The sequence below is a fragment of the Akkermansia sp. genome (genome assembly GCF_020860705.1).
Lineage (GTDB): Bacteria > Verrucomicrobiota > Verrucomicrobiia > Verrucomicrobiales > Akkermansiaceae > Akkermansia.
The window spans coordinates 36,020-61,324 of the sequence record NZ_JAJBTT010000036.1; the positions used below are offsets into that span (position 1 = coordinate 36,020).

Annotated in this window: 16 protein-coding genes; 11 read left to right on the plus strand and 5 right to left on the minus strand. The window is 58.4% G+C overall.

Translation table 11 applies throughout. From position 1 onward, the window contains the following. Window positions 1-67 precede the first annotated feature (67 nt). Entirely contained in the window at window positions 68-1,702 is a 1,635-nt protein-coding gene (cimA, locus tag LIO64_RS07940) for a citramalate synthase (protein WP_290548906.1), read from the minus strand. Window positions 1,703-1,763: 61 nt separating this feature from the next. Here cimA and LIO64_RS07945 point away from each other — a divergent pair, with 61 nt between their 5' ends. The 6 genes from LIO64_RS07945 to LIO64_RS07970 all read left to right on the plus strand — a co-directional run bounded on the left by LIO64_RS07945 (window position 1,764) and on the right by LIO64_RS07970 (window position 14,800). Next, window positions 1,764-3,968, plus strand: coding sequence for a M3 family metallopeptidase (locus LIO64_RS07945; protein WP_290548907.1), 2,205 nt, complete (start codon window positions 1,764-1,766; stop codon window positions 3,966-3,968). Between the two features lie 196 nt (window positions 3,969-4,164). Continuing rightward, the gene (locus tag LIO64_RS07950; protein ID WP_290548908.1) at window positions 4,165-5,436 is read left to right on the plus strand and encodes an efflux RND transporter periplasmic adaptor subunit; all 1,272 of its coding nucleotides are present in this window, start codon (window positions 4,165-4,167) and stop codon (window positions 5,434-5,436) included. Between the two features lie 72 nt (window positions 5,437-5,508). Then, window positions 5,509-8,724, plus strand: coding sequence for an efflux RND transporter permease subunit (locus LIO64_RS07955; protein ID WP_290548909.1), 3,216 nt, complete (start codon window positions 5,509-5,511; stop codon window positions 8,722-8,724). Between the two features lie 43 nt (window positions 8,725-8,767). Beyond that, window positions 8,768-10,201, plus strand: a complete 1,434-nt coding sequence (locus tag LIO64_RS07960; RefSeq protein WP_290548910.1) for an efflux transporter outer membrane subunit — start codon at window positions 8,768-8,770, stop codon at window positions 10,199-10,201. A gap of 703 nt (window positions 10,202-10,904) precedes the next feature. After that, entirely contained in the window at window positions 10,905-11,678 is a 774-nt protein-coding gene (locus LIO64_RS07965; RefSeq protein WP_290548911.1) for a PEP-CTERM sorting domain-containing protein, read from the plus strand. A 95-nt stretch (window positions 11,679-11,773) separates the two neighbouring features. After that, window positions 11,774-14,800, plus strand: a complete 3,027-nt coding sequence (locus tag LIO64_RS07970; protein ID WP_290548912.1) for a GDSL-type esterase/lipase family protein — start codon at window positions 11,774-11,776, stop codon at window positions 14,798-14,800. Between the two features lie 145 nt (window positions 14,801-14,945). Here the strand turns inward: LIO64_RS07970 and LIO64_RS07975 are convergent, their stop codons facing one another. Together LIO64_RS07975 and LIO64_RS07980 are read right to left on the minus strand one after the other, a co-directional pair. Continuing rightward, entirely contained in the window at window positions 14,946-15,566 is a 621-nt protein-coding gene (locus LIO64_RS07975) for a hypothetical protein (protein ID WP_290548913.1), read from the minus strand. A 98-nt stretch (window positions 15,567-15,664) separates the two neighbouring features. Further along, window positions 15,665-16,204: a hypothetical protein gene (locus LIO64_RS07980; protein WP_290548914.1), complete on the minus strand. Its 540-nt coding sequence runs from the start codon at window positions 16,202-16,204 to the stop codon at window positions 15,665-15,667. Between the two features lie 216 nt (window positions 16,205-16,420). On the opposite strand from LIO64_RS07980, the gene LIO64_RS07985 reads away from it, so the two are divergent. The 3 genes from LIO64_RS07985 (at window position 16,421) to LIO64_RS07995 (ending at window position 20,177) form a co-directional block, all read left to right on the plus strand. After that, complete coding sequence (locus LIO64_RS07985; protein ID WP_290548915.1) at window positions 16,421-16,864, plus strand: PTS sugar transporter subunit IIA; 444 nt, start codon at window positions 16,421-16,423, stop codon at window positions 16,862-16,864. Further along, window positions 16,861-18,651, plus strand: coding sequence for a chloride channel protein (locus LIO64_RS07990; protein ID WP_290548916.1), 1,791 nt, complete (start codon window positions 16,861-16,863; stop codon window positions 18,649-18,651). Before LIO64_RS07985 ends, LIO64_RS07990 begins: the two co-directional genes overlap by 4 nt. Before the next feature lie 515 nt (window positions 18,652-19,166). Next, on the plus strand, window positions 19,167-20,177 hold the full coding sequence (locus tag LIO64_RS07995) for a transposase (protein ID WP_290548917.1): 1,011 nt from the start codon (window positions 19,167-19,169) through the stop codon (window positions 20,175-20,177). Between the two features lie 156 nt (window positions 20,178-20,333). Here the strand turns inward: LIO64_RS07995 and LIO64_RS08000 are convergent, their stop codons facing one another. After that, window positions 20,334-21,059 (minus strand): hypothetical protein, encoded by a 726-nt coding sequence (locus tag LIO64_RS08000; protein WP_290548918.1) that lies wholly within the window; start codon window positions 21,057-21,059, stop codon window positions 20,334-20,336. 459 nt (window positions 21,060-21,518) lie between these two features. Between LIO64_RS08000 and gdhA the strand changes: the two genes are divergently transcribed. Both gdhA and LIO64_RS08010 read left to right on the plus strand, forming a co-directional pair. Then, entirely contained in the window at window positions 21,519-22,874 is a 1,356-nt protein-coding gene (gene gdhA, locus LIO64_RS08005; RefSeq protein ID WP_290548919.1) for an NADP-specific glutamate dehydrogenase, read from the plus strand. A gap of 346 nt (window positions 22,875-23,220) precedes the next feature. After that, window positions 23,221-24,006: a class I SAM-dependent methyltransferase gene (locus LIO64_RS08010; protein ID WP_290548920.1), complete on the plus strand. Its 786-nt coding sequence runs from the start codon at window positions 23,221-23,223 to the stop codon at window positions 24,004-24,006. A 177-nt stretch (window positions 24,007-24,183) separates the two neighbouring features. On the opposite strand, the gene lpxB is transcribed toward LIO64_RS08010, so the two are convergent. Further along, window positions 24,184-25,302 (minus strand): lipid-A-disaccharide synthase, encoded by a 1,119-nt coding sequence (gene lpxB / locus LIO64_RS08015; protein WP_290548921.1) that lies wholly within the window; start codon window positions 25,300-25,302, stop codon window positions 24,184-24,186. Between the last annotated feature and the right edge of the window lie 3 nt (window positions 25,303-25,305).

Here is a 25,305-nt window from a genome sequence, read left to right on the forward strand (position 1 = left end):
CTATCAAAAAAACGCATTCCTTTTTCATGCAAATAGTTTCTGCCGTCCCGGGATTTCTTATCACCCCTCAGCATTCCGCACGCCATCTGGCCTGCTCCGTCTTGTAGAGCTTGTACGTCACGGCGTCCGCCAGGGCTTCCAGGCTGGCCTCAATGATGTTGTAGGAAACGCCCACCGTGGTCCAGGTGGCGACGCCGTCCGAGGATTCAATGAGGACGCGGACGTTGGAACCGGTGCCGTTTTCCTCCGCGGCGTCCGGAATGTTCGTCCGCGTGGGGGAGAGCACGCGCACCTTGTAGTCGATCAGGTGCATCTGCTCCAGCTCCGGGTACCAGCGTGTCAGGGCGCGGCGCAGGGCGCGGTCCAGCGCATGCACGGGGCCGAAGCCGCCGGCGGCGGTGTGCTCCACATTGCCGTGGACGTCCAGCTTGAGGGAGGCTTCCACCATCATGTCCGGGTCCATTTCATGGCGGGAGGTGAGCACCACGGTGCGCAGGATGTTGAAGTAGGGCTTCAGGGCGCTGTCCGGCATGTGCCGCAGGAAGAGCAGCTCCGCACTGGCCGGGGCCGCTACGTAGTCATACCCCAGCGCGGAGTTCTTCTTCACGGCGGCGGAAAGCACGTCCAGCAGGGGGTCCCCCTTCTCCAGCTCAAAGCCCAGGGTGCGGGAAAGGGAAAGAATATTGCTCTTGCCCCCCTGCTCCGTCATCAGCACGCGCTGGGCGTTCCCTACCAGGGAGGGGTCAATGTGTTCATACAGGGCGGCATCCTTCATGATCGCGCTTACATGCACGCCGCCCTTGTGGGCGAAGGCGGCGTTCCCTACAAAGGGCTGCCGACGGAAGGGAGCCAGGTTGGACACTTCCGAAACAAAGGCGGCCGTGGACTTGAGCCGCGTCAGGGAGGCCTCGCTGAGGCAGGAAAAACCTTCCATCTTCACTTGCAGGTTGGGAATGACGGAGCACAGGTTGGCATTTCCGCAGCGTTCCCCGATGCCGTTCACGGTGCCCTGGACCTGGACGGCTCCCTGGCGCACGGCCACCAGGCTGTTGGCGACGGCCAGTTCACAATCATTATGGGCGTGAATGCCCAGGGAGGCCTGCGGCAGACGCTCCCTGACCGTCCGGATGATGGAACTGATTTCCTCCGGCATGGCGCCTCCATTGGTATCGCACAGGATCAGGCAGTCCGCCCCGTGCTCATGGGCCGCGCGGAGCACGGCAAGGGCGTATTCCGGGTCCCGCTTGAAACCGTCAAAAAAGTGTTCCGCGTCAAAAAAGGCTTCTTCCAGATGCTTTTTAAGGAAGGAAATGGAATTCCCGATGATTTCCAGATTGCGCTCACGGGAGATGCCCAGCGCCACTTCCACATGGCGGGGGCATGATTTTCCGAAAATGGTGGCCACGCGTGCGCCGCAGGAAACCAGGGCATTCAGCGTGGGATCCGTCTCCGGCGTCTGGGCCGGATGGTGCGTGCTGCCAAAGGCGGCCAGCTTCGCGTTCCTGAGCTCCACGTCCCTCATGGCCTTGAAGAATTCCGTTTCCACCGGGTTGGCTCCGGGCCAGCCCCCTTCAATATAGTCCATGCCCAAATAATCCAGCTGACGCGCGATGCGGACCTTGTCCGTCGCGCTTAGATTGACGTCTTCGCTCTGCGCGCCGTCGCGCAGCGTGGTATCATAGAGAAAGATTTTGGTGGACATCGCCTTTGTTCATACATGCAAACAGGGTTCCGTTCAAGACCGGGGCCCGGTTTTTCCCCGGATGCAGACACGAAAAGCCGGAAGCTTGAAGCAGGGAAAAGCTTCCGGTAGGATAGCCGCCATGTGGTCGCCCCGCCAGTTTTTCTGCATCCTTTCCCTCTTTCTTTCAGGGATCCTCCCCTCCCCGGCGGATTCTCCCGCCCATCCTTTTCTGGATCATTCCCGGCCTATCCGCTGGAGCCTCCTGACTCCGGACAGGCTGGAACCGGACATCCGGGAAGCCATGAGCCTCACCCAGGCCGCCGTGGAAGAGATCAGCCGCCTCCAACCGGAGGAAATGACGTATGAAAACACGTTCGGGGCCCTGGAACACAGCAATGACCTCCTCCTGGAAGGCATGCGCAAGGCCTACGTCCTGAAAAGCCTGTGCGACAACGCGGAACTGCGCCAGGCCATGGATTCGATCGCTCCGCGCGTAGCGGCCTTCCTTTCCTCCGTCACGAAGAACCAGGCCCTGTGGAACGTCCTGAAAACCGCGGAAGCCCGGCTGCGGAACAAAAACCAGGACCCTGAACAACAACGGTATATGGAGCTGTGCATGCAGAACTTCCGGGACAACGGAGCGGACCTTCCGCCGGACAAACGCGCCCGGCTGGAAGTTATTGACCGGGAACTCACCCTCGCCTCACAGCGGTTCAACAACCTGTACATGGATGCGCGGAAGGCCTGGACCTGGACGGTGCGGGACGCCGCCCTGCTGGAAGGGATAGAGCGCACAGCCATTCAACAGGCGCAGGAAGAATTCCAGTCACGCCATCCGGGACATTCCGGACCGGGCTGGACGTTTACCCTGGATTCCGCGGCTTCCGCCCGCGTGATGGAAACGGCCTGCCGTGAAGAAAGCCGGAAGGATTTGTGGGAACATCTCCAGACGGTCGCCACGGGAACCTATGACACGGAGCCCGTCATCCGGAACATCCTCTTCCTGCGCCGGGAAAAGGCGCATTTATGCGGGTACGGAACGTATCCGGATTACGCCCTGCGGGAAAGCATGGCGGGCAACGGAGAAAACGCCATGAAGTTCATCAATGAATTGCTGGATAAGGTAAAAGCCCCCTTTTTCCGTGAAATGGAAGCCCTGCGCCGGCTCAAGGCCCGGCTCACTAGGCAGGAAAACGCCCGCCTGAATCCCTGGGACGTCGCGTACTATGCCCGCCTCCAGGCCACGGAACAGTTCCAGCTGGACCCGGAGGAACTCCGCCATTACTTCCCCCTTCCCTCCGTTCTGAACGGCCTGTTTTCCCTGGCGGAACAGTTATACGGCATCCGGGTGACGGAGATGCCAGCGGGGAAAAACGCCAACGCCGTAGAGGTCTGGCATCCGGACGTCCGTTTCTTCACCATTGAGGATGAAAAAGGCGTCCCCCTGGGGTCTTTTTACCTGGATCTTTTTTCCCGTAAAAATAAAAGGGCCGGAGCGTGGATGAATGCCCTGGACACGGGAATTCCCCCCACGGAGGAGAATCCCGGAGCTCCCCGCCTGGGCATGGTCTGCCTCAACATCCATCCTCCCGCGGGCCGGGATCCGGTACTTCTGTCCCATCAGGAAACCAGAATGCTGTTTCATGAATTCGGCCATCTGCTGCACCTGATGTTTACCAGGGTTTCCATTCCCTCCCTGGCCGGCACCAGCGTGCCGCGGGATTTTGTGGAAGTTCCCTCCCAGTTCATGGAAAACTGGTGCTGGCATCCGGGCGTACTGAAAAGCTTTGCACGCCATGAAAAAACAGGGCAGCCCCTGCCGGAGGACATCCTGCATTCCCTGGACGCCTCCCGGGGCAATACGCCCGCCATCCTCCTGGCCGGGCAGCTCCTGTACGCAAAAACGGACCTGGCCGTGCACATGGAGCCGGAACGCTTCACCGCCGGACCTCTTGACGATGCGGACGCCGCCGTAGCGGCAGACATGGAATATTTCCCAGGATTCAAACGGGCCGGAAAATTGCGCACGGCGCGTCATTTGTTTTCCTCTCCCGCGGGCTATGCCTCCTTTTACTTTGCCTACCGCTGGGCGGAAGTTCTGGACAAGGATATTTTTGAAGCCTTTGAACGGGCGGGAGGCGCAGACAGGGAAACCGCCCGGAAATTCCGGAAGACCATTCTGGAAAAGGGGTACACGGTTCCTCCCATGCAGCAATTCATTGATTTCATGGGCAGGAAGCCGTGCATGGACGCCATGCTCCGCAAAAGGCGGCTGTCCTCCTGAACCGGGGAACGGCGATAAAATGGAGAACAACATATTATACATTTGTTTAATTAAATTATCTATTCAATATGCAAAGGTTACGAATATTTCACGGGGAGCAGAACACATCTTTGCGTTGACTTTATAAGAAAAAGAAGCAAAATTCGCTCGCTCTGCCGCATCTTCCGGCACCAGTTGCAACCAACCGCATCCATTTATGTACAACAAGCCTTTGACGATTGCCGCCACAACCCTCCTTCTGAGCTCTCCGGTAATGATTTTAACTTCCTGTGAAGGGAAAAAGGATTCCGCAGGCCAGACCCAGGCGCTCGTTCCTGAAGTACAAGTAACCAAGCTGGTGACCAAGGACGTTCCCATCAAGCAGGAGTGGGTGGGCACCCTGCGTGGTACGGAAGATGCCGAAATCCGCTCCCAGGTGACGGGGTACCTTCTTTCCAAGGATTACAAGGACGGCGCCTACGTTAAGAAGGGACAGGTTCTCTTCCAGATTGACCCCCGCCCCTTCCAGGCGACGCTGGACCAGGCCCAGGGGCGCCTGGAGCAGTATGAAGCCACGCTGAAAAAGTACAAGCTGGACGTGGAACGCTACACCCCGCTGGTGAAGACCGGCTCCGTCAGCCGCAAGCAGCTGGACGACGCCCTGCAGCAGGTCCAGGAAACGGAAGCCGCCATCGCCACGGCAAAAGCCCAGGTGGATGAAGCGAAGATCAACCTTAAATTCACCACCATCACGGCGCCCATTTCCGGCCTGGCCGGGCTGGCTACCCCTTCCATCGGCAACCTGCTGACGCCTTCCAACCCCAATCCGCTGACCACCATTTCCGCCATTGACCCCATCCGCGTGGATTTCTCCATCAGTGAACAGGACTTCCTGAACTCCATGGATAGCAACCTGACCCGGCAGGATCACCTTAAATTTGACGTCATCCTGGCCAACGGTACGGAATTCCCCATGCAGGGCGAACCCGTGGCCATTGACAGAAACGTGGACGCCCAGACCGGCACGATCAACATCGTGGGCCACATCCCCAACCCGAACCTGACGCTGCGGCCCGGCATGTTCGTCCGCGTCCGAGCCACGGTGAAGACGCTGGAAAACGCCACGCTGGTCCCTCCCCGCGCCGTTCTGTCCGCCCAGAGCGCCAAATTCATCATCTACCTGGATGACAAGGACATTCCCCACATGCAGGTGGTGACCCTCGGCCCCGTGGTGGACGGCATGCAGGTGATCAACATCATTCCCATGCCGCACTCCACCTTCACGAAGGACAGCCCCATCGTGGTGGAAGGAATCATGCAGGCGGCCAAACTCCAGGGACAGGCCCCCGTGAAGCCCCTGCCCTACAATCCCGTCGTCTCCCAGCCCGTCATGCCTTCCGTAGGCGCGCAGTCCTTTAAAAAGGCCAAAACGCCTGAAGGAATGAAGCACGACGAAGCCCAGCCCCAAGCCCAGCCGGCCGCCCAATAACCCTTCCTTTTTCAGGGGGGGATCCCGTATTTTCCTCCCCCGTTTTTCCCCGTACTTTCATGATTTAACACCATGTCCAGCTTTTTCATCAAACACCCGACCATCGCCATCGTCATCTCGATCGTGATGATCCTGCTCGGCGGCCTGTCCCTGCTGGGGCTCCCCATTGAGCAGTACCCGAACATCGTCCCGCCCACCATCAAGATGCAGGCGACTTACCCGGGCGCCAATGCGGAGACGGTAGCCAACTCCGTAGCCTCCCCCATTGAGCAGTCCATTTCCGGCGTCGTAGGCATGGACTACATGACTTCCACGAACGCCAACAACGGCATCTGCGCCCTGAGCATCGTCTTTGAAGTGGGCACGGACCCGAACATGGACCAGACGCTGGCCTACATGCGCTACGGGCAGGCCACCGCCCAGATTCCCTCGGAAGTGTCCCAGATGGGCATCACCATCACCCAGTCCACCGGCAGCCCGCTGGCCGTACTCAACCTGTACTCCCCGGATGACAGCCTGAACGCCATCTTCCTGAGCAATTATGCCTATGTGAGCCTGGTGGACCCCGTCAAGCGCGTTCCCGGCGTAGGGGACGTGCAGGTGTTCGGCGCCGGACGCTACGCCATGCGCATCTGGCTGGACACCACCAAGATGGCCGCCCAGAACATCTCCGTGGGAGAAGTCCAATCCGCCATCCGGGCGCAGAACACCGTGATTCCCGGCGGCCAGATCGGCGCGGAACCGGCGCCTCCCGGAACGGAATTCACGTACAGCATCCAGACCAAGGGCCGCCTTCAGACCGCGGAGGAATTCGGTGACATCATCATCCGTGCGGACGGGAACAAGCTCCTTTACCTGAAAGACATCGCCAAGGTGGAACTAGGTTCCCAAACCTACAACGTATCCAGTAAATACAACGGCAAGGACTCCGGCGCCATTGCCGTGTACGCCGCTCCCGGCTCCAACGCCATCAATACGGTGGACGCGCTGAAAAAGCTTTTTGAAGACCGCTCCCGCAGCTTCCCCGCCGGCATGAAATACAACCTGACGCTGGACACCACGCTGGCCGTGCGCGCCTCCATTGTGGAAATTGAGCACACGCTGGTGGAAGCCCTCCTCCTGGTGGTGCTGGTGGTGTTCGTCTTCCTGCAGGGCTGGCGCGCCACCTTGATTCCGGCGATCGCCGTGCCGGTCTCCATCATTGCCACCTTCGCCTTGTTCCCGCTCCTGGGCTTCACACTGAACACCATCTGCCTGATGGGCATGGTGCTGGCCATCGGCCTGGTGGTGGATGACGCCATCGTGGTGGTGGAAGCCGTGGAATCCCACATGGAGCGGGGCCTCACGCCGCGCCAGGCGGCCTTCGCGGCCATGGAGGAAGTGTCCGGCCCCGTCATCGCCATCGCCCTGGTGCTGGCGGCGGTGTTCCTGCCCTCCCTGCTGCTGCCGGGCATTACGGGAACGCTGTTCCAGCAGTTCGCCGTCACCATCGCCATTTCCATGCTGATCTCCGCGTTCAATGCGCTGACGCTTTCCCCGGCCCTCTCCGCCATCCTGCTCAAGCCCAAGGACCCGAACAAGGGCGGCCCGCTGAAGCTCTTCTACCGTGTCTTCAACCGGGGTTATGACGCCACGGCCAGCGGCTACACCAAGGTGTGCCACTTCCTGACCCGCAAGCTCATTATCTCCATTCCTCTGCTGGCCCTGATCGCATACTGCATCATCCCCGTGGCCAAGCACATCCCGAACGGCTTCCTGCCGGACGAAGACCAGGGCTACCTGTTCTCCGCCCTGATCATGCCGGAAGCCCGCTCCCTCCAGCTGACGACCGCCGCTGCGGACAAGGTCAGCGAACTGATCCGGCAGAACCCGAATGTCCAGGATGTGATCGCCATTTCCGGGTTCAGCCTGCTGACCGGAGTGCAGAGCACGAACAACGCCTTCTTCTTCGTCATGCTGAAGCCCTGGGAGGATCGCCCCAATCCGGACCAGAGCGCCAAGGCGGTCACCGCCCAGCTCAACGCCCTGCTGACCACCAAGGTCCCGGAAGGCATCCCCATGTGCTTCCAGCCCCCGGCCATTGCGGGGGTGGGGTCCGCCAACGGCGTCACCTTCATGCTGGAAGACCGCGACGGCCGGGGCACGGAATACCTGGCGGAACAAACGGACATCTTTGTGAAGGAAGCGAGCAAGCTCCCGATCTTCAGCCAGCTGAACAACGGAGGGGTGCGCAGCGTCATGTCCTTTGCCGTGGAACAGAAAGACGTGCGGCTGGATGAAGAAAAGTGCGCCACGCTGGGCGTCAGCATCAGTGAGGCCAACAACCTGCTCCAGGCCTACATGGGGTCCCTGTTCATCAACTACATCACCCTGTACGGCCAGCAATGGCAGGTGTACATTCAGGCCCAGGGCAGCGACCGAACCGGAACGGACATGCTGAAAAACTTCTATGTGAAGAACAACACGGGCAGCTCCGTCCCCCTCTCCACCCTCGTCAAGATCACGGACATCAAGGGACCGGAATTCCTGCTGCGGCAGAACCTGTACAACTCCTCCAAACTCATGGTCACCCCTGCCCAGGGCTACTCCAACTCCCAGGCCATGGAAGCGCTGGAACAGACCTTTGACGCCTGCATGCCCACGGACATGGGCTACAGCTACGCGGACATGAGCTACCAGGAACAAAAGATCCAGAACGGCATCGGCATCGTGCAGATCTTCATGCTTTCCTCCGTTTTCGTCTTCCTGATCCTGGCCGCCCTGTATGAACGGTGGTCCCTGCCGCTCAGCATCTTCATGACGGTGCCCATCGCGGCCCTGGGCGCGTTCCTCGGCCTGTACTGGTTCGGCTATGAATTGAACCTGTACGCGCAGATCGGCCTGGTGATGCTCATCGGCCTGGCGGCCAAGAACGCCATTCTGATCGTGGAATTCGCCGTGATTGAAATGGAGCGCGGCAAGACGCTGATGGAGGCCACGCTCTCCGCGGCAAGAATCCGTCTGCGCCCCATCCTGATGACCTCCTTCGCCTTCATTCTGGGTTGCGTTCCGCTGGCCCTGGCCTCCGGCTCCGGCGCCTACTCCCGCAACATCATCGGGATTGTGGTCATTGCCGGGATGACGATGGCGACGGTGGTGGGCGTCTTCCTGATCCCCTGCTCCTTCTACTTCATTATGAAGCTCTTCCGCGTCCGCATCGCCCGGAAGACGGTGGAAACGGATGACCCGGATGAAATCATTGCCCGCAAGCATCTGTTCCACGAGGCCCATGAATCACTGAAAGGATAAAACGTCGCCCCTGAAACCATTTAAAAACAGACAAAACGCCATTATGCGACCGAATCAATACATCACACGCGCTATCCTGCTGGGTACGGCCATCACGGCTTCCTCCTGCATGATGGGACCCGACTTCAAGCCGGTGGACATGCCCATGCCTGCGGCATTCAGAGGCGCCGGCACGGCCACGGAATCCATCGCGGACCTCCCCTGGTGGAAAGTCTTCAAGAACAAGGACCTCCAGGACCTCCTGACAGATACTTACAACAACAACCGCGACTTGCAAGCCACCATGGCGCGCGTGGAAAAGGCCCGCCAGTACATCACCGTGACGGAAGCCCCGCTCTTCCCGTGGGCGGATTATTCCGGCTCCCTCAGCAAGGGTGCCAACTACACCAACGGCAATGTGATCCAGACTACCGGCAATACGCTGGCGCCCGGCACGATTGACGCCGGAATCTCCTGGGAGCTGGACATCTGGGGCAAGACGCGCCGGATGACGGAAGCGGCGCGCGCGGATTACCTGGCTTCCGAAGAAGGCCAGCGTGCGCTCATGCTTTCCCTGCTCCGCCAGGTGGCTGACTCCTACCTCCAGCTTCTCCAGCTGGACGAACAGCTTTCCATTGTTCAAAAATCCGTGGAATCCTATTCCGAATGCCTGCGCCTGTTTGACGAACAGCTTACAGGCGAGGTGGGTGACAGGCTCCAGGTGTCTTCCGCCAAGGCGGCCCTGGCCTCCTCCCAGGCCCAGATTCCCGCCATCCAGTCGCAGATTGCCAATCTGGAAAACGCCGTTTCCGCCCTGGCCGGCCGCGCTCCGGGCCACATCCGCCGTTCCGGCAGCACCAGGGACATCGCTTACAACGTCAAGGTTCCTGCCGGCATTCCGGCCTATATTCTTTCCAGAAGGCCCGACGTCCGCCAGAGCGAATACCAGCTGCGTGCGGCCAATGCGGACGTGGGCGTAGCCATTGCCAATTACTTCCCGACCATTTCCCTGACGGCGGCGGGCGGTCTCGCCTCCAATGACCTGCGCCACGTGCAGGGACGCCGCAGCGGATGGGGCGTGGGAACCAACCTGACCGGCCCCCTCTTCCAGGCAGGACGACTCACGGCTTCCGAAAAGGCGGCCAAGGCCGAATTCCTGGCAGCCAGCAAGGACTATGAACAAACGGTGCTCAATGCACTGGCGGAAGTTTCCAGCACGCTTATCCAGCGGGCCAAGCTGCGCGATATCACGGCCATCCAGTCCGAGGCCGTGGAGGCCTACCAGACGGCGGTGAAGCTCTCCTTTGAACGCTACCGCACGGGCCTGTCCAACTACATTGAAGTGCTGTACGCCCAGCAGAACCTGTATCCGGCCCAAATCCAGCTTTCCCAGTACTACTACCAGCACGCCAGTACGCTGGTGTCCCTGTACACGGCGCTGGGAGGCGGCTGGAACATGAGTCACAAGGCTATCATGGATGGCCCGCCTAAGCGATAAAAAAAGCAGCCCCTCAAAATCGGGAGAATCCTTGACTGTTTTTCCATCCCCCCGGCAAGTACAACTTGCCGGGGGGATTCTTTTCCGGCGCAGCGGAGAAACAGGCGTACGGGCCTGTCCGGCCCCGTCAAGCCGGCGGGCATACGCCCTCCACCGCTCCGGCAAAAGTGGTCTGTACGTTTGAACTGCCCTGCTCAACAGGTTATCCTGTATCCTCCCTCCGCATCGTTCCGGTTGAAGGAGCGGCGTCTCCCTCACTTCCTTTCTCCCTTCCCGGCAGAGGAAGCCAGGAGGAAGAAACCATGCCTGAATTTGTCTCAAATTCATAATTCATTGACCATTAAAACACAGAAAAACGATTTATTTTGTTTTTAAGGAATTAATTTTTCATAAAATTCCTACTCCATAATTTCCTGTAACCCGGTCCAATTCCAGCCTTTACGGTTCATTTTCAGCGCCGTAACGGATTCCTAATCCGGCAACAATTAAAAATATTAACGGTGAATGGATTGTTTATGATAAAAGATTGAGTTTCATGGAAATTTAGCAGAACTGGTCTTTTTTTGACCCTTCATTTCTCCATGGTTCTCTAGTCTTTATCCCTGCCAGTTCAAGTGGAGGTTACAGGCGGATTAGGAATTCGTTAAAAGCCGGATGTTCCTTGGCAACGGGAACTCTTTTCTAACCCGCTTATAACATCAAGATGAAGACCAAATACCTATCCCTTCTCATCGCCTTTCTGGGAGGCGGTCTATCCTTCGGGGCTTCCATCTCCGGCCTGGATTCTACATATTCAAAGGAGCACACCGTCTATAACGGACAAAACGGGGATTCCTTGAATGTCTCTTCCCCTACCACCATTCCAGGATATGGTAGTGGAAATGGACAACCACCAAATTCATGGACGATGGCATTCACCATTTCCAATCTAGGTACTACCTCCGGATCTGATGTAGGCCTGCTGTTTACCTACAATACCCAATCTCATCAGAATCTGGAGGGAATGGGCTACCAGCTGACGGAAGCTGGGGAGCTCACTCTGTGCGTGGGAGGCTATAATTATAACGGCGGCGCTGCTGCCAGCTCTCCCTGGAAAACGAATACCCTGTCCGGTTATTCCCCAGAACAGCCCCTTACCCTGTTTTACACATTCAACAATGGAACCGTCAACATCTCTGCTATACTGGGTAATGACACCAGTACTCTGACTACCCTTGGAAGCCTTAGCGGGAGTGCTAGTTTCTCCAACCAAAACATGCAGCAGATCAATTTCTCTGCCATGGGTTCTGGAAACACATGGACCCCCCCGAATGGAGTCAACGGGGAATATACCCTGAACAACTTTGACCTGTACATGGGGACTCTGACAGAAGACCAGATGAAGGAATACGCCCTGAGCGCTGTTCCGGAACCGGCCGCAGCGTCCCTGAGCCTGCTTGGCCTGGGCATGCTGCTGGTACGCCGCCGCAGGGCCTAGACTTTTTCTATCCACGGCCATCCCGGGTACAGTCCGGGGATGGCCGTTTTTTCCCCTTTTTTCAAACGCCCGTTTTATTCCTTCCGGCCGCCTTCATGAAAACCAGACTTCCTCTCTCCCTGCTCGCTGCCCTGCTGGCGGCTGTTCCCGCCGCAACTGCCGCCCCCTCCGGTACGGATCTGGGCAACGTCATGTACGTGGGGGATTCCATCACCCATGGCATCAACAGCGCCTCCTACCGCTGGGCCCTGCACAAGATCTTTGCCGACAACGGCATTTCCTACAACGCGGAAGGCGTGAACACCGGCAACAACGGAAGCGGCGTCACGGCCGGGACTTCCTACGGGGGCCGGGTCTTCAATAACGCTCACTCCTCCCAGTCCAGCGCGAGGGCCTGGGAAATATCCGGCAGAAAGTTACCGCCTTCACCCACCCCGCCCAGGTTTGAAGGTTCCAACATCAAGAACTGGCTGGGGCTTGACCCCACCAAGACGGACGGAACGCCCTACCAGAAGGCCCCCTTCACGGGAACGAATACCCCGGATACCTTTTTCCTGATGATCGGCACCAACGATCTTCTGTCAGATGACAACAACGCCACGCTGGCCAACCGTCTTGATTCAGTCACCCAGACTCTTCTGGGAGACATGGACACCATCGTGGACGCCATGCTCACGGCCAACAAGGACGCGAACGTCATCGTAATGACCATCCCCTGCTGGACAGAGCATGCCAACGGCAATTTGGACTCCACCCACGAGGCCGTGAACACCTACAATTCCTCCCTTCAAACCTGGGGGCAGAACAAGCAGGGCGTCACGGTCATTGACGTCAACAAGGGCATCATTGACGTGGCTTCCAAAACCCCGTTCTACGGGGTCAGCTCCATGTTCCACAATCCCGGGACGGACGGCATCCATCCCAACGCCCAGGGGGACCTGATCATGGCGGGCAACATCGCCAGGGCCATGGGCTACGCGGGCCGCACCGCCGGGCAGGAGCGCAGGGCAGCCTCGGAACTGGCCGTCAATTTCCACCAGGGAGGCCAGGCCCCCGCATGGACCGGGGTGCAGGACCTGGTAAACGCCGGGTTTGCCGTATCCAACGTCACGGTGTCCTCCGGCGGCATCAGCCTGGGTCAGGCCGGGATGAGTTCCATCAGCTATGAGTGGGCGGAAGGAACGGACCTGTCCCACGGCTTTACCTTTGACTTCACGCTGAGCCTGGGGGACGGCGCGGACAACGGCTGGAACATCTCCGACCAGTTCAGCGTCAGCCTGGGGAACGGCTCTTTCTACGGAACGCTTAACATCAATGAAGCCTACATCAAGTGGGGGGACACCATCCTGTATTCCACGGACATGTCCCTCAACACGGACAGCCTGCGCATGGCCTATGTGAACGGCAATGAACTGGAAGGGCTGAAGGGCGGCTATTACATCTGGCTGGGGGACATGCTGATCGGGGAGGCTCTTTCCGTCACCTCCGGTTCCGGCGTCAACGGCGTCGTCATCCAGTACGGCGGGAGCGGAAACGCCCTCCTGAAAGACCTGTCCCTGGACGGCACGGGATCGTACGCGCCCACCACCTCCGGCCTGGCCAACCAGGAAAACGCCTTCATTTCCTCCGGCCAGGGCACCAGCGGCTCCGGAAGTACCCCGGAAGGCAATATCACCTGGCCGCAGACGGGGTTCACACACGTCAAGGACGGCCTGGCCTGCTCCGGGGTCTTCAACGCGCGCGACATGGCGGATTCTTCCACAGGGGCGGCGGGGAACTCCGTCTCCGCGACCATCGTTTCCGGCAGCGCCGACTATATTTTCGCGAACAAAGGCGACTACACGGGCGATGTCTGGCTGACTATCTCCGGGGAAGGGAACGCCTCCTCCTGGTATGGAGCCCACGGAGCCGAATACGGACAAAACGCCGGTACGCTGGACGGCAGCGCCTACCTGCGCTTCACGGGTTCCGCCGTGGGAGGAAACACCGTCTTCGGCGCCGTGAACGCCTCCGGCGTTACCGGAAACGTTTATCTGGAATTCTCCGCGGAAAACGCTTCCTTCAACTCCTTTACCGGCACCAACGCCTCCTCCGTGGTAGGAGCCTTCAACTCCAACATTGGAGGAAACGTGGACATCGTGATCAATTCAGGCACGTTTACCAGCCAGGTCATGGGCGGCATTCATTCAGGAAACAATAACACCATCGGGGGAGGCACGAACGTCTACGTCAACGGCGGCAGCGTGAACGGGGACGTGATGGGCGGCGGCCTGACCGGAACCATTGACGGAGGCACGAACGCCACCGTCACGGGTGGAGTCATCTCCGGTTCCGTCTACGGAGCGGGCAAGGGAGGCGACATCCGGCAGGGAAGCGCCGTGCGCATTACAGGCGGCATCATCCGGGGGAACATTTACGCGGGCGGCACCAATGGAACCGTTCAGGGGAATACGTCCGTCACCCTGGCAGGAAATTCCGCCGTGCTTTACAACGGTTCTTCCTGGGGAGACATTTCCGGGGGAGGCTCCGGAGGCGCCGTCAGCGGCAATTCCGAGGTGCGCATCAAGGACCTCTCTTCCGGCACGGCCGCCTACGGCTTTGACAAGTACGCCGGGACCATCAGCGGCGGCACGAACGTCAGCGGCAGCCGCACCCTGGTGCTGGACCACGTGACCGTGGACCATTTCCTGGCCTCCCTGACCGATTTTACCCACGTCTCCGTAGTTAACCGCACCAATACCACGCTGGATTCCCTGGGAGGCGCGCTCACCGTGACCATTGAGGCGGGAAGCAGCCTCGTCCTGAACGGCGTTTCCGGCATGACCTCCCTCATTCTGGGGGAACATGCCTCCCTGACTCTCCAGGGGCTTACCGCGGAGACGGTCATCGTGGACATTACCGGAACGGCCAATTACACGCTTTCCCTGACGGAAATCCCCGCCAATCTGGATAATATCAAATTCCTGAATAACGGCGTCCTCTATGACGCGCAGATGACGACGGACCCGCAGGCCAATTCCGCCATGGTCTTCGCCCAGGTTCCGGAACCGGGCAGCGCCACGCTCGGCCTGGCCGGACTGGCCGCCCTGCTGTGGCGCAGACGCAGAAAAATGTCCCATTGAGAAGGCCCTTTGTTTTCTTCAGGCCCGAATGGACAAAAGAAAGCCCCCGGCGCATCACGCGGCGGGGGCTTTCCCGTTGCAGAAATGATCAAAAGGTAAGAAAGGGAATGCCTCCCCTTCTCCGGCGCTCCATGGAGCGGCCCCTTCAGGCTCCCCTGTTCTTAAACAATTCCAGCGCCAGCTGGGACCAGGTTTCCAGCTTGTCAAACATCTCTCCGGACAATTCCTCCGGAGTCACAAAACGGAGATTGTCCAGGGCGGCTTCATTCGCGCGCACCCGGTCCGTATCCAGTTCAAACAAATGGACGATCCCCAGGTGAACGGCCCCTACTTCATTGGAATCATCATTGATCACGCCAAGCACCCGCTGGGTGCAATTCCCGTCAATGACCAGTTCCTCCCGGATTTCACGCTCCACACCGGCCAGATAAGTGGAAACGTCGTCATGGCCGGACTGGCGGTCTACCGGATTGATGTGGCCGCCAATGCCAATGGAGCCCTTGTCATGCAGGCGGGCCTCCCCGCCGGAGCCGCCGCGCGTGTAATGCAGGATGCGCCCCCGGTGGCAGAAAATGGCGTAGGCGATGATCTGCTTGTGGGAGGGATCGTTCTCCGCCGCCTCCCGGTCCATGAACGAGGCCACTCCCGGCTTCATGAAAGCATCCAAATAATGATCTCCGCCTTCCCGGTGGCCCTGGAAATAGCCTGCCTCCTCAAAGGTGGCGCGGGGAACCACCAGAACCTGTTCTCCATTGTAACGTGACATGGGGATACCCTACCCGTTTTACCCCTGCGCTCAACAAAAAAGGCGCAGCAACGGAAATTTTGAATCCCCTCCGGACCAGCCGCAAACAGCTTTCCGGATCAGGAGAGCTCCCGGACCTCCACGCCATGGTTCCGGAACCTGTTCATGATGCTTTCCAGCTGTTCCGCGCTCATCAGCTGGAGCGGCAGCCACAGCACCAGCTTCTTGCCAAACAGGAACAGGAGGGCGTGGCGGGTCTTGCACAGGGTGGTGAAGCGGTCGTAGGGAATGTTCATGGGGTCAACGCCCTTGCTGGAAAAAGTCAGGTAATCCTCGTGAAAAACGTAATCCTTTTCCTGATGGTACATGGGCACCTTCTTGTTGGCGGCCAGAGCGGCCTTAGCCAGGAAGGGAACGTAGAACCAGGACAGGATGATCGCCATCAGCGCCCCGGCCAGGGAGAGCCACGCAAACAGGGGCAAAGGACGCAGGGAAAAGGAATACAGCGTCATCAGCACAAAGAAGGCGGTAATGGACAGGTCCAGGGGCTTCTTCCACCTGGGCCGCACCGTATTGTACCACATCACCAGCACCTGGGTCGCCAGCCGGTCGGACGGCACGGGCTTGACGAGTTTGATGACCTCTGAATCCTGCATCATGGCGGAAGGGTAGCTTCATTCCCGCGGAAGAGAAAGCCTAAAAACAGGCCCTTTCCCCGCGTTTGTGTCAAAAAGGACGCCGTGGAAAGGCCTCCGCCCTTTTTCCCTGCTCCCAATTCCCCGGGAAAGCCCCCTTCCCCGTACGCAAGCCAGAATTTCCTTGATAATCATGGTTCCCGTCATAGAATTAAAAGCCAAAAGCCTTTAGCAGATCCGGTGGCAGACAATCTTCAAATTCACGTACGCACATTCCAGCCCGCGACCACTCAGGAACAGGCCCTGGAAACTTTGACGGATTCCATGGCGGAAGTCCTTGACGAACGTCAGCTAAGGCACATCAAGAATGCCGTCCTCCTGCGCGAGGAAACGCAAACCACCTATCTTGACCACGGCCTGGCCGTGCCCCACGGGCGCACCAGCGCGCTGGACTCCATGCAAGTCACCGTAGGCATCAGCCCGGAGGGCATCCTCTGGCCGGACGGAGACAGCAATGCCCATCTCATCATCATGCTGGGCGTTCCAACCGCCATGGTGACCGGCTACCTGACAACCATGCAGAAATTGCTGCGGTGGCATAAAAACGCTCCCCTGGGCCCCAACGGGGAATGGACGGGAGATGAAGCCAGCCTGCTGGCATCCCTTCAACACGCCCTGCAATGACGGACAAGAAGAACCAGCCTGAGGCGAACACGCGCATTTCCTGGTCATGGCTCCGCATGGCGCTGAGCCTGCGTGAAAAAGTCAAGCTGGGGGACAAGCAGGTCATCTTCATCTGGGCGGTCGTCGTCGGCGCGCTGGGCGCCTTGACGGCCCTTGTCTTTGAAATGGGGGTGGAACTGGTGCAGGACCTCCTGACGGGCCGCACCAGCTACAAGCAGATCCAGGTCTTCCAGGAAATGGCCAGCCAGGACTGGGCCTGGTGCATCTTCGTCCCGGCAGCGGGCGGTCTGCTGGCGGGCCTCACCCTTCTCTTCACCCACCGCTTTGTTCCGGCCAAGGCGACGGAATACATGGAAGCCGTGGCGCTGGGCAATGGCTACGTGCCCCCCAAGCCCAGCCTGCTGCGCGCCCTGTCCGCCGTTTTTTCCGTGGGGTCCGGCGCCTCCATCGGCCGTGAAGGCCCGCTGGTGCAGGCCGCCGCCGTGGCAGGATCCGCCCTGGGGCGCTTTTTCCATCTTTCCGCTCCGCGTCTGCGCCTGGTCGTTGCGTGCGCGGCGGCCTCCGGCATGTCCTCCGCCTTTCACACGCCCCTGGCCGGCGGCCTGTTTGTGAGTGAAATCGTCCTGGGCGCCCTGACCATTGATTTCCTGGCCCCCCTGCTGGTGGCCAGCTGCGCGGGGTACTTCACCATGGGCCTGTTCCATGAACCGTCCCCCATCTACCAGCTCCAGCAGGAGGTTTCCCTGACGGGCAACCAGCATGTGCTCTGGTGCGTTCTGCTGGGGGCCCTGGCCTCCCTGGTCGCCAGTTTCTGGCTGATGATCCTTAAAAAATCGCGCCAGTACCTGAACGGGAAACGCCAGTGGCTGCCCGTGCGCCTGATGGCCGCGGGCATGCTGGTGGGCGTCATCGCCATTTTTTACCCGGAAATCGTGGGCAATGGTAAAAATATCATCACCTCCCTCATTCATTATGAATTTGACGCCACGAGGGCAAGCATCCTGCTGTTCCTGAAAATCTTCACCGTCGCCATCGTTTTCGGCGTGGGGACGGTCGGGGGCGCCCTGACGCCCAGCCTGACCATCGGCAGCGTCTGCGGCTTCCTGTTCAGCACGGCGCTCACCCAGATGGGCGTGCCGGGGGACCATGCCATCGCCTATTCCCTGGTGGGCATGGCCGCCTTCTTCACCACGGCGGCCAACGCCCCCATCACCTCCCTGGTGCTGGTGGTGGAATTCACCATGGCCGGGCACATGATGTTCCCCCTGATCATTGGCGTTCTGGTCTCCTACGGCATGGCGAGGCTGACCAAGGCCCAGTCCATGTATCATGACTCACTGGCCTTCGGGCCCAGAAGCACCTTTGACAAACCCCTGTCCCAGGTGCAGCTCCAGGACGTGGCACGCAAGGATCCGCCCGTCGTCCACCCCCTGGACAAATTCGGCACGATTGCCTCCATGCTCATTAAGAACCCGGCCCAGCCGATCTTCGTCACCTCCCCGGCGGGCAAATACCTGGGCAGCGTGGTGGCGGAAGACGTGGCGGCCTTCGCCCGCAACAAGGAACTGGCCCAGGCCGTCCTGGCCATGGACGTGCTGCGCAGCGACATGCCCACCCTGCCCGCGGACATGCACCTTCCGGAAGCCCTGGGCATCTTCTCCCGCCCCCACTGCGCGGAGTCCCTGGCGCTGGTGAATCCGAACAACGACCTGCTGCTGGGAGTCGTCAACAAGACGGACCTCTATCTGGTGCTCTCCGAAATCATGCGTAGGGAGAAACTGCAATAAAGGCCCCCTCTGTCCGGAACCGGTCCGGATTTTTGAATCCGCCGGAGAAGCGGAAGGATTGAAGCAGGAATGGGCAGGGTTAATTGTCAATGTTAATAGTTAAGAGTTAATGGTTAAGAGTTAAGAGTGGACTGTGTGATCTGGGTAAACTGGCGACCCGGAAGGTCAGGCGGTCAAGAGGTTCCCGGCCATGAGAAGGAATTTTCCGGAAACTCTCCGTATTAAATAACAGCTGGTTTTCGCCTCCGGCCCTTGGGAATGAGGGGCTCCCGCCCCTCATCACACTCTCCACACTCCACTATGAGTTAAAAATTGATAGGTAATAGTAACTCCACTCAACAGCCTATCCGGAAAACGCAGGAAACGTTTCCCTCATTTCTCCCGCGGCATTGCCCCGTCCCTACCGTGGGACGCGCCTGAAGAAGCATTTTTTTCACCTTTCTTTTAATACATAGGGGTCAGGTTAAAAATAACAACAGGCTTGTATTTTTACTCTCATCCGGTACGCTTCCGGCATGAGCCGGACCCTGAGAATAGAATACCCCGGAGCGGTCTACCACGTACAGAGCGAAGGCAACCGGGGGGACGCCATTTATCTGGATGACGAAGACAGGGAAACCTTTCTGCGCACCTTCCAGGAAGCCGCCCGCAGAAGCGGCTGGACCGTGTATGCCTATGCGCTGATGGCCAACCACTACCATATTCTTTTCCAGACCGCGCGCGCCAATCTGGTTGACGGCATGAAATGGCTCCAGACCGCCTACACCCAGCGTTTTAACGCGCGCCACCGCATGAGGGGCCACTTGTTTGCAGGCAGATACCACGCCATGGTGGTGGAAGCGGAGAACGCCCACTATTTTTCCACCATCATTGATTACATCCACTTAAACCCGGCCCGCTCCGGCCTGGCGCGCCGCCACACGTTCCTTTCCGGCTGCAAATGGACCAGCCTGCCCGCATGGCTGGACGCGCCCGCCAAAAGGCCCAAATGGATTCATCCGGAGCGCGGCCTCGTCTGCTTTGGCTGTGATGATACGGAGGACGGCCGCCAGAAATACCTCAACCACCTGATGGGCCGCTTTGAAGCGGAACGCATGGATGAACGCTCCCTGCTCCCGGCCGGCCACGTGGGCCCCGGCACCGTCCAGCGGGGGTGGTGCTACGGGTCCAGCGCCTTCCGCGCCAGGCTGGTGAGCGAGCTTCCCCGTCTGGCGCGCAGAAAACCTGTCACAACGGGCATCCGCGCCTTGGAAATAGGGGAATACCAGGCGGAAATCATTGTGAAAAACGGACTGAAAGCATTCGGCCTGTCAGAAGAAGACCTGCTCGTCACGCCCTACAGCCACCCGTCCAAGCTCATCATCGCCCTGGCCGTCCGGCAAAGCACTCTGGTTCCGTACGCCTGGATCAGCAACCGTCTGCACATGGGCATCTCCAAATCCATGGGAACCCTGCTCCACCGTGCCAAGAAAATGGCGGAAACGGATCTGAAAACACGGGCATGGATTGAACGGCTGACCGCCTGACTCCATCTTACGGACCGGAGGAACGGAAGGTACTTTTCCTCTTTCCTTCCCGCTTTCCGCCCCTTCCCTTCCATCACCAGGAAAGCGCCGGAGAACGGGGCGCATTCCGTGTGGTGGACGAGTCTTGTAATGCCCCCCCTGCCGGAGAGGAAGAAGTCACGCCCTGCGCCGGCGCATCAGCAGAGCGGCCAGGCCCAGCATCCCCATGGATGCCGCGGCCGGCTCGGGAACAACCGCAAAGGCGATAGCCGCAGCGCCGGCCTTCTGGCCGCCGATGTGGAAATCAAGGGTGCTGGCCGTTGCCTTCCCCGTCCACTTGACCAGGGTAAGCCTTCCATTGGTGAAAGAAGGATCCGGAGAGAATCCGTCCCCGTCCGTTGCCGCATATTCAAAGGCCCCCGTTCCCCCTGTCATGGTGGTGGCCCCGGGAGCGGCCGCCGTGCTGGAAACAAACATGTAAAACGTCACTGTGTCTCCCACGGACAGGCCTCCCAGTTGAATGGAGGACGTGGTTGAGCCTCCGGCCCCGGGAGCCATGTAGGAAGACAACGCGCCGGCATCAAAGGAACCGAGGGTGTTGACGAGGTCCGCCATGGCCGCCTTGTTCTGGTAATAAACGCAGTAAGCCGGGTCTTCTTCTCCGGGAGTAACGGCGGTAATACCCGTGTTAAAAAAATTCCCGCCGCTTTTAACGATTTTAAGCGTATAAGGAGTATCATTTCCGGAAGCATCCTGCAACGGGAGAATGGCTGCAGTATTGGAAGTGTACTGGTTCATGCCCTCCCTTCCCGTACCATCCTTGTACACATCTACAAAAACGGAAGCCGCCTGAGCGAGGGAAAAAGTCCCTCCGGCAATAAGCAGGAATAATGTTTTCTTCATGGTTTTTTGTTATTTTTAACGATGGATTCAATGTAAGGATTTTGAATCCGGATATCACGCAAGGCATACAAAAAAGATTGCTTATGAAAAATACCCCGCCTATTTGCCACGGACGAATTCCATCATGATGGCAACGGCGTTTTCTAATAACTTTTTCTTTTTTATTTCTTCTTTATTGACAACGGATTCAAAATCCGCATCCATCAAAAAAGAAACCGAATCGTCAGGACCACTCTGCGGTTTCCGCCTTCAGGAGTATGGTGCATGAACGGCCGTCCCCTTCTTAATGGGGTCAGTTTAAAAATCACAACAGGTAAAAATATTTTCTATTTTCCTGCTGACCCCTGATGCTTTCCCGGGAAAAAAATGATTGCCAGTCAGCGCTGTGGAATGATAAACGGAAAGCGCGTGCGAACCATCGTGCGCAAAGCGTCAACCCAAATAGATAACAACAGAAAGATGGCACAGACATATTCCCAGCGCGTGCTCGACTTGGTTAAAGCCAAGAACAGCCACGAAAAAGAATTCATCCAGGCCGTTCAGGAAGTGCTCAACACGATTGAGCCGGTTCTGTCCGCGAATTCCAAGTATGAAGACCACGCGATTCTGGAACGGATCGTGGAACCGGAAAGAACCATCCTGTTCCGCGTCCCGTGGATTGATGACCAGGGCAAGGTCCAGGTGAACCGCGGCTACCGTGTGGAATTCAACAGCGCCATCGGGCCGTACAAGGGCGGCCTCCGCTTCCACCCCAGCGTCAACCTCGGCATTCTGAAATTCCTGGGTTTTGAACAGGTTTTCAAGAACTCCCTCACCACCCTGCCCATGGGCGGCGGCAAAGGCGGTTCCGACTTCGACCCCAAGGGCAAGAGCGACAATGAAGTAATGCGCTTCTGCCAGAGCTTCATGACGGAACTCCAGCGCCACATTGGCGCGGATACGGACGTTCCCGCCGGGGACATTGGCGTGGGCGGCCGTGAAATCGGCTACCTGTTCGGCCAGTACAAGAGAATCCGCAACGAATTCACGGGCGTTCTCACCGGCAAGAGCCTGAACTGGGGCGGCTCCCTCATCCGTCCGGAAGCCACCGGCTACGGCTGCGTGTACTTCGCCCAGAACATGCTCGCCACCCGCCATGACGATTTGCAGGGCAAGATCTGCCTGGTCTCCGGCTCCGGCAACGTAGCCCAGTATACCGTGGAAAAACTCAATGAGCTGGGCGCCAAGCCCGTCACGATGTCCGACTCCAACGGCTACATTTACGATCCCGACGGCATTTCCCCGGAAAAGCTGGCCTGGGTCATGGAGCTCAAGAACAAGCGCCGCGGCCGCATTGCGGAATACGTCAAGCAGTTCCCGAAGGCGCAGTACTTTGAAGGCCAGCGTCCCTGGAGCGTCCCGTGCGACTGCGCCTTCCCCTCCGCCACCCAGAATGAAATCAACGGAGAAGAAGCCCGCACCCTGATCAAGAACGGCTGTACGCTGGTAGCGGAAGGCGCCAACATGCCTACGGACCTGGAAGGCATTGAAACCTACCTTGCCGCCAAAATCCTGTACGGCCCGGCCAAGGCCGCCAATGCCGGCGGCGTGGCTACCTCCGGCCTGGAAATGTCCCAGAACAGCCAGCGCCTTTCCTGGACGCGCGAGGAAGTGGACCACAAGCTGAAGAGCATCATGGCCAACATCCACGCGAACGCCCTGGCCCACGCCCAGGAATATTCCTCCGACAAATCCTTCACCAACTACGTCACCGGCGCCAACATTGCCGGCTTCGTGAAGGTGGCGGATTCCATGATCGACCAGGGAGTGGTTTGAACCCTGGCTTGACACACTTGCTGCCAACGTAAAACACACCAGAAAGCGCCGGGTTCGCCCGGCGCTTTTTTATTCTTCCAGAGGAGCCTCCGGACAATGAAGGAATTTTCCTTTCCCTGTTTCATGAAAACCGTCCCACCTTGAATTGGGGAATTCCCGCCCGAACCGGCCGCACAAGGGTCTGGACCATCGTGTCAGAAAATACGAAATGAATTAACGTTGATTGTGTTTGGCTTTAACATGAGAAGCAGATCCCTGCTCTCCCTGGGTGGACTGAGCCGAGCCTGGCAAGTCCGGCATTGTATGGAGGAGTTAAAAATAATAGAAATTTGGAGGCGGAATCATCATGAAAACCACAAATAAAAATATAGACGGTGGAAAAGCATTTGACTGGGGCAAAACTTCGGCAGGCTATGCAGCATACCGCGATATTTATCCGCAGGAATTTTACGATAAAATCCTAAGCCGCCGACGATGCGTCAACGGTCAGCATGTACTGGACATAGGAACGGGAACAGGAGTCCTGCCAAGGAATATGTACCGTTATGGAGCAAAATGGACAGGTACGGATAGTTCGGAAAACCAGATTGAACAGGCAAAAATTCTTTCAGAAGGCATGGAGATCAATTACTACGCGCTACCTGCTGAAAAGATGGATTTTCCGGACCATTCATTTGATGTAATCACAGCCTGCCAGTGTTTCTGGTACTTTGATCACGAGCAAATCATGCCCAAGCTTTTCCGCATGCTCAAACCGGATGGCCGTCTTCTGGTATTATATATGGCGTGGCTGCCCTTTGAAGATGAAATTGCAGGGGCAAGTGAACAACTTGTCCTGAAATACAATCCCCAGTGGAGCGGTGCGGGAGAAACGGTTCATCCGGTATTGATTCCCGGTTGCTATGATAAAAAATTTGAGCTGGCGCATCATGAGGAATATCTATTGAACGTACGTTTCACCCGGGAAAGCTGGAATGGCAGAATGAAGACCTGCCGGGGCATCGGCGCCTCACTGACGGATGCAGAAGTTGCTGCATGGGAACGGGAGCACGTTAAGCTGCTTGCTGAAATAGCTCCCGCGGAATTCAGCGTTTTACATTACGGAGCCATTGCTGAACTTAAAAAGAAGTGAATGCTGCGTTCCCCTTTTTTCTCCCGGACTGCACAATCCGTTATTTCAGGCAGTCCAGGCAGTCAGCGGCACTCCGGATCCATTCCTCCCGCTAATCAGAATTCTTCCCTTTAAGAAAATGGGGAAGCCGGATTCCCGCCCCCCTCGACAATATCCATCAAAGAAAAATCAGGAAAATCACTCTTTCAGCAGGCGGCAGACGGCCTGCGCCGCGTGTTCGGCCGCTCCGCCCTGCCCCAGCTTGTCGGAAGCCTGCTTCATTTCCGCCAGCATCCTATCCCTGTTTTCCGGAACCAGCAGGCGTTCTATTTCCTCAATCACCTTGTCCGGTGTAAAATCAAACTGGACCAGCTCCCTTACGACAGGCTTCTGCGCCAGAATGTTCACCATGCCGATGAAACGTATCTTGACCAGCATGCGGGCCATCCAATACGTCAGCAGGGGAACCTGGTATACCAGCATGTACGGGAGGCGGTGCAAGGCTGCCTCCATCGTGGCCGTGCCGGAAGCCACCACGCCCACGGCGGCGCGGTCCATCAGCTCATGGTAACGGCCCACCGTAATATGGAACAGTTCCGGCGGCATGCCGGCTTTCCGGGCCATACCGCGCATTCTTTCCGCAAGCGCCTCGTTGGAGGCGGCCGTCTCAAAAGACAGTTCCGGACGTTCCCGTGAAAGGCGCCGAACCACTTCCACAAACACCGGGAAATGCCGGTCAATCTCCCGGTTCCGGCTGCCGGGAAAGAGGCCGATCAGGGACGGCTCCCTGACGTCGTCCTTCCGGATGGAAGCAATTTCATCCACCAGGGGGTGTCCCACGAACTCCGTTTTCAGCCCGGCCTCCTGGAACAAGGGGGCCTCAAAGGGGAAGATGCACATCATCAGGTCCAGCATGCGCACCATCTTGGGAATGCGTCCACGATGCCAGGCCCACACCTGGGGAGAAATAAAATAAACGATTTTGGTATGGGGGCAGCACTTGCGGACCTTCTCCGCCAGGCGCAGATTGAACCCAGGATAATCGATCAGAAGGAGGCAGTCCGGCTGGTCCTGCCGTATCCGTTCCAGAATGGACAAAAAACGCTTCCTGAACCATCCGTATTTCTTGAGCACCTCCACCACGCCGATGACCGCCGCTTCATCCGCCCAGTCCTCCACGCCGGGGCACAACGCATGCATGCCGTGGCCGCCCAGCCCCGTGACCTCCATGCCGGGCATCAGGAGCAGCAGATTTTTCAACAGCAGGGCTCCGTGAATATCCCCGCTCTTCTCTCCTGCTATAATATAAAGCTTCATCAC

Bases quoted from the DNA above. Each gene is read 5' to 3' on its own strand.
- cimA (WP_290548906.1), bottom strand. From the start codon at position 1,702: ATGTCCACCAAAATCTTTCTCTATGATACCACGCTGCGCGACGGCGCG.
- LIO64_RS07945 (WP_290548907.1), top strand. From the start codon at position 1,764: ATGCAGACACGAAAAGCCGGAAGCTTGAAGCAGGGAAAAGCTTCCGGT.
- LIO64_RS07950 (WP_290548908.1), top strand. From the start codon at position 4,165: ATGTACAACAAGCCTTTGACGATTGCCGCCACAACCCTCCTTCTGAGC.
- LIO64_RS07955 (WP_290548909.1), top strand. From the start codon at position 5,509: ATGTCCAGCTTTTTCATCAAACACCCGACCATCGCCATCGTCATCTCG.
- LIO64_RS07960 (WP_290548910.1), top strand. From the start codon at position 8,768: ATGCGACCGAATCAATACATCACACGCGCTATCCTGCTGGGTACGGCC.
- LIO64_RS07965 (WP_290548911.1), top strand. From the start codon at position 10,905: ATGAAGACCAAATACCTATCCCTTCTCATCGCCTTTCTGGGAGGCGGT.
- LIO64_RS07970 (WP_290548912.1), top strand. From the start codon at position 11,774: ATGAAAACCAGACTTCCTCTCTCCCTGCTCGCTGCCCTGCTGGCGGCT.
- LIO64_RS07975 (WP_290548913.1), bottom strand. From the start codon at position 15,566: ATGTCACGTTACAATGGAGAACAGGTTCTGGTGGTTCCCCGCGCCACC.
- LIO64_RS07980 (WP_290548914.1), bottom strand. From the start codon at position 16,204: ATGATGCAGGATTCAGAGGTCATCAAACTCGTCAAGCCCGTGCCGTCC.
- LIO64_RS07990 (WP_290548916.1), top strand. From the start codon at position 16,861: ATGACGGACAAGAAGAACCAGCCTGAGGCGAACACGCGCATTTCCTGG.
- LIO64_RS07995 (WP_290548917.1), top strand. From the start codon at position 19,167: ATGAGCCGGACCCTGAGAATAGAATACCCCGGAGCGGTCTACCACGTA.
- LIO64_RS08000 (WP_290548918.1), bottom strand. From the start codon at position 21,059: ATGAAGAAAACATTATTCCTGCTTATTGCCGGAGGGACTTTTTCCCTC.
- gdhA (WP_290548919.1), top strand. From the start codon at position 21,519: ATGGCACAGACATATTCCCAGCGCGTGCTCGACTTGGTTAAAGCCAAG.
- LIO64_RS08010 (WP_290548920.1), top strand. From the start codon at position 23,221: ATGAAAACCACAAATAAAAATATAGACGGTGGAAAAGCATTTGACTGG.
- lpxB (WP_290548921.1), bottom strand. From the start codon at position 25,302: ATGAAGCTTTATATTATAGCAGGAGAGAAGAGCGGGGATATTCACGGA.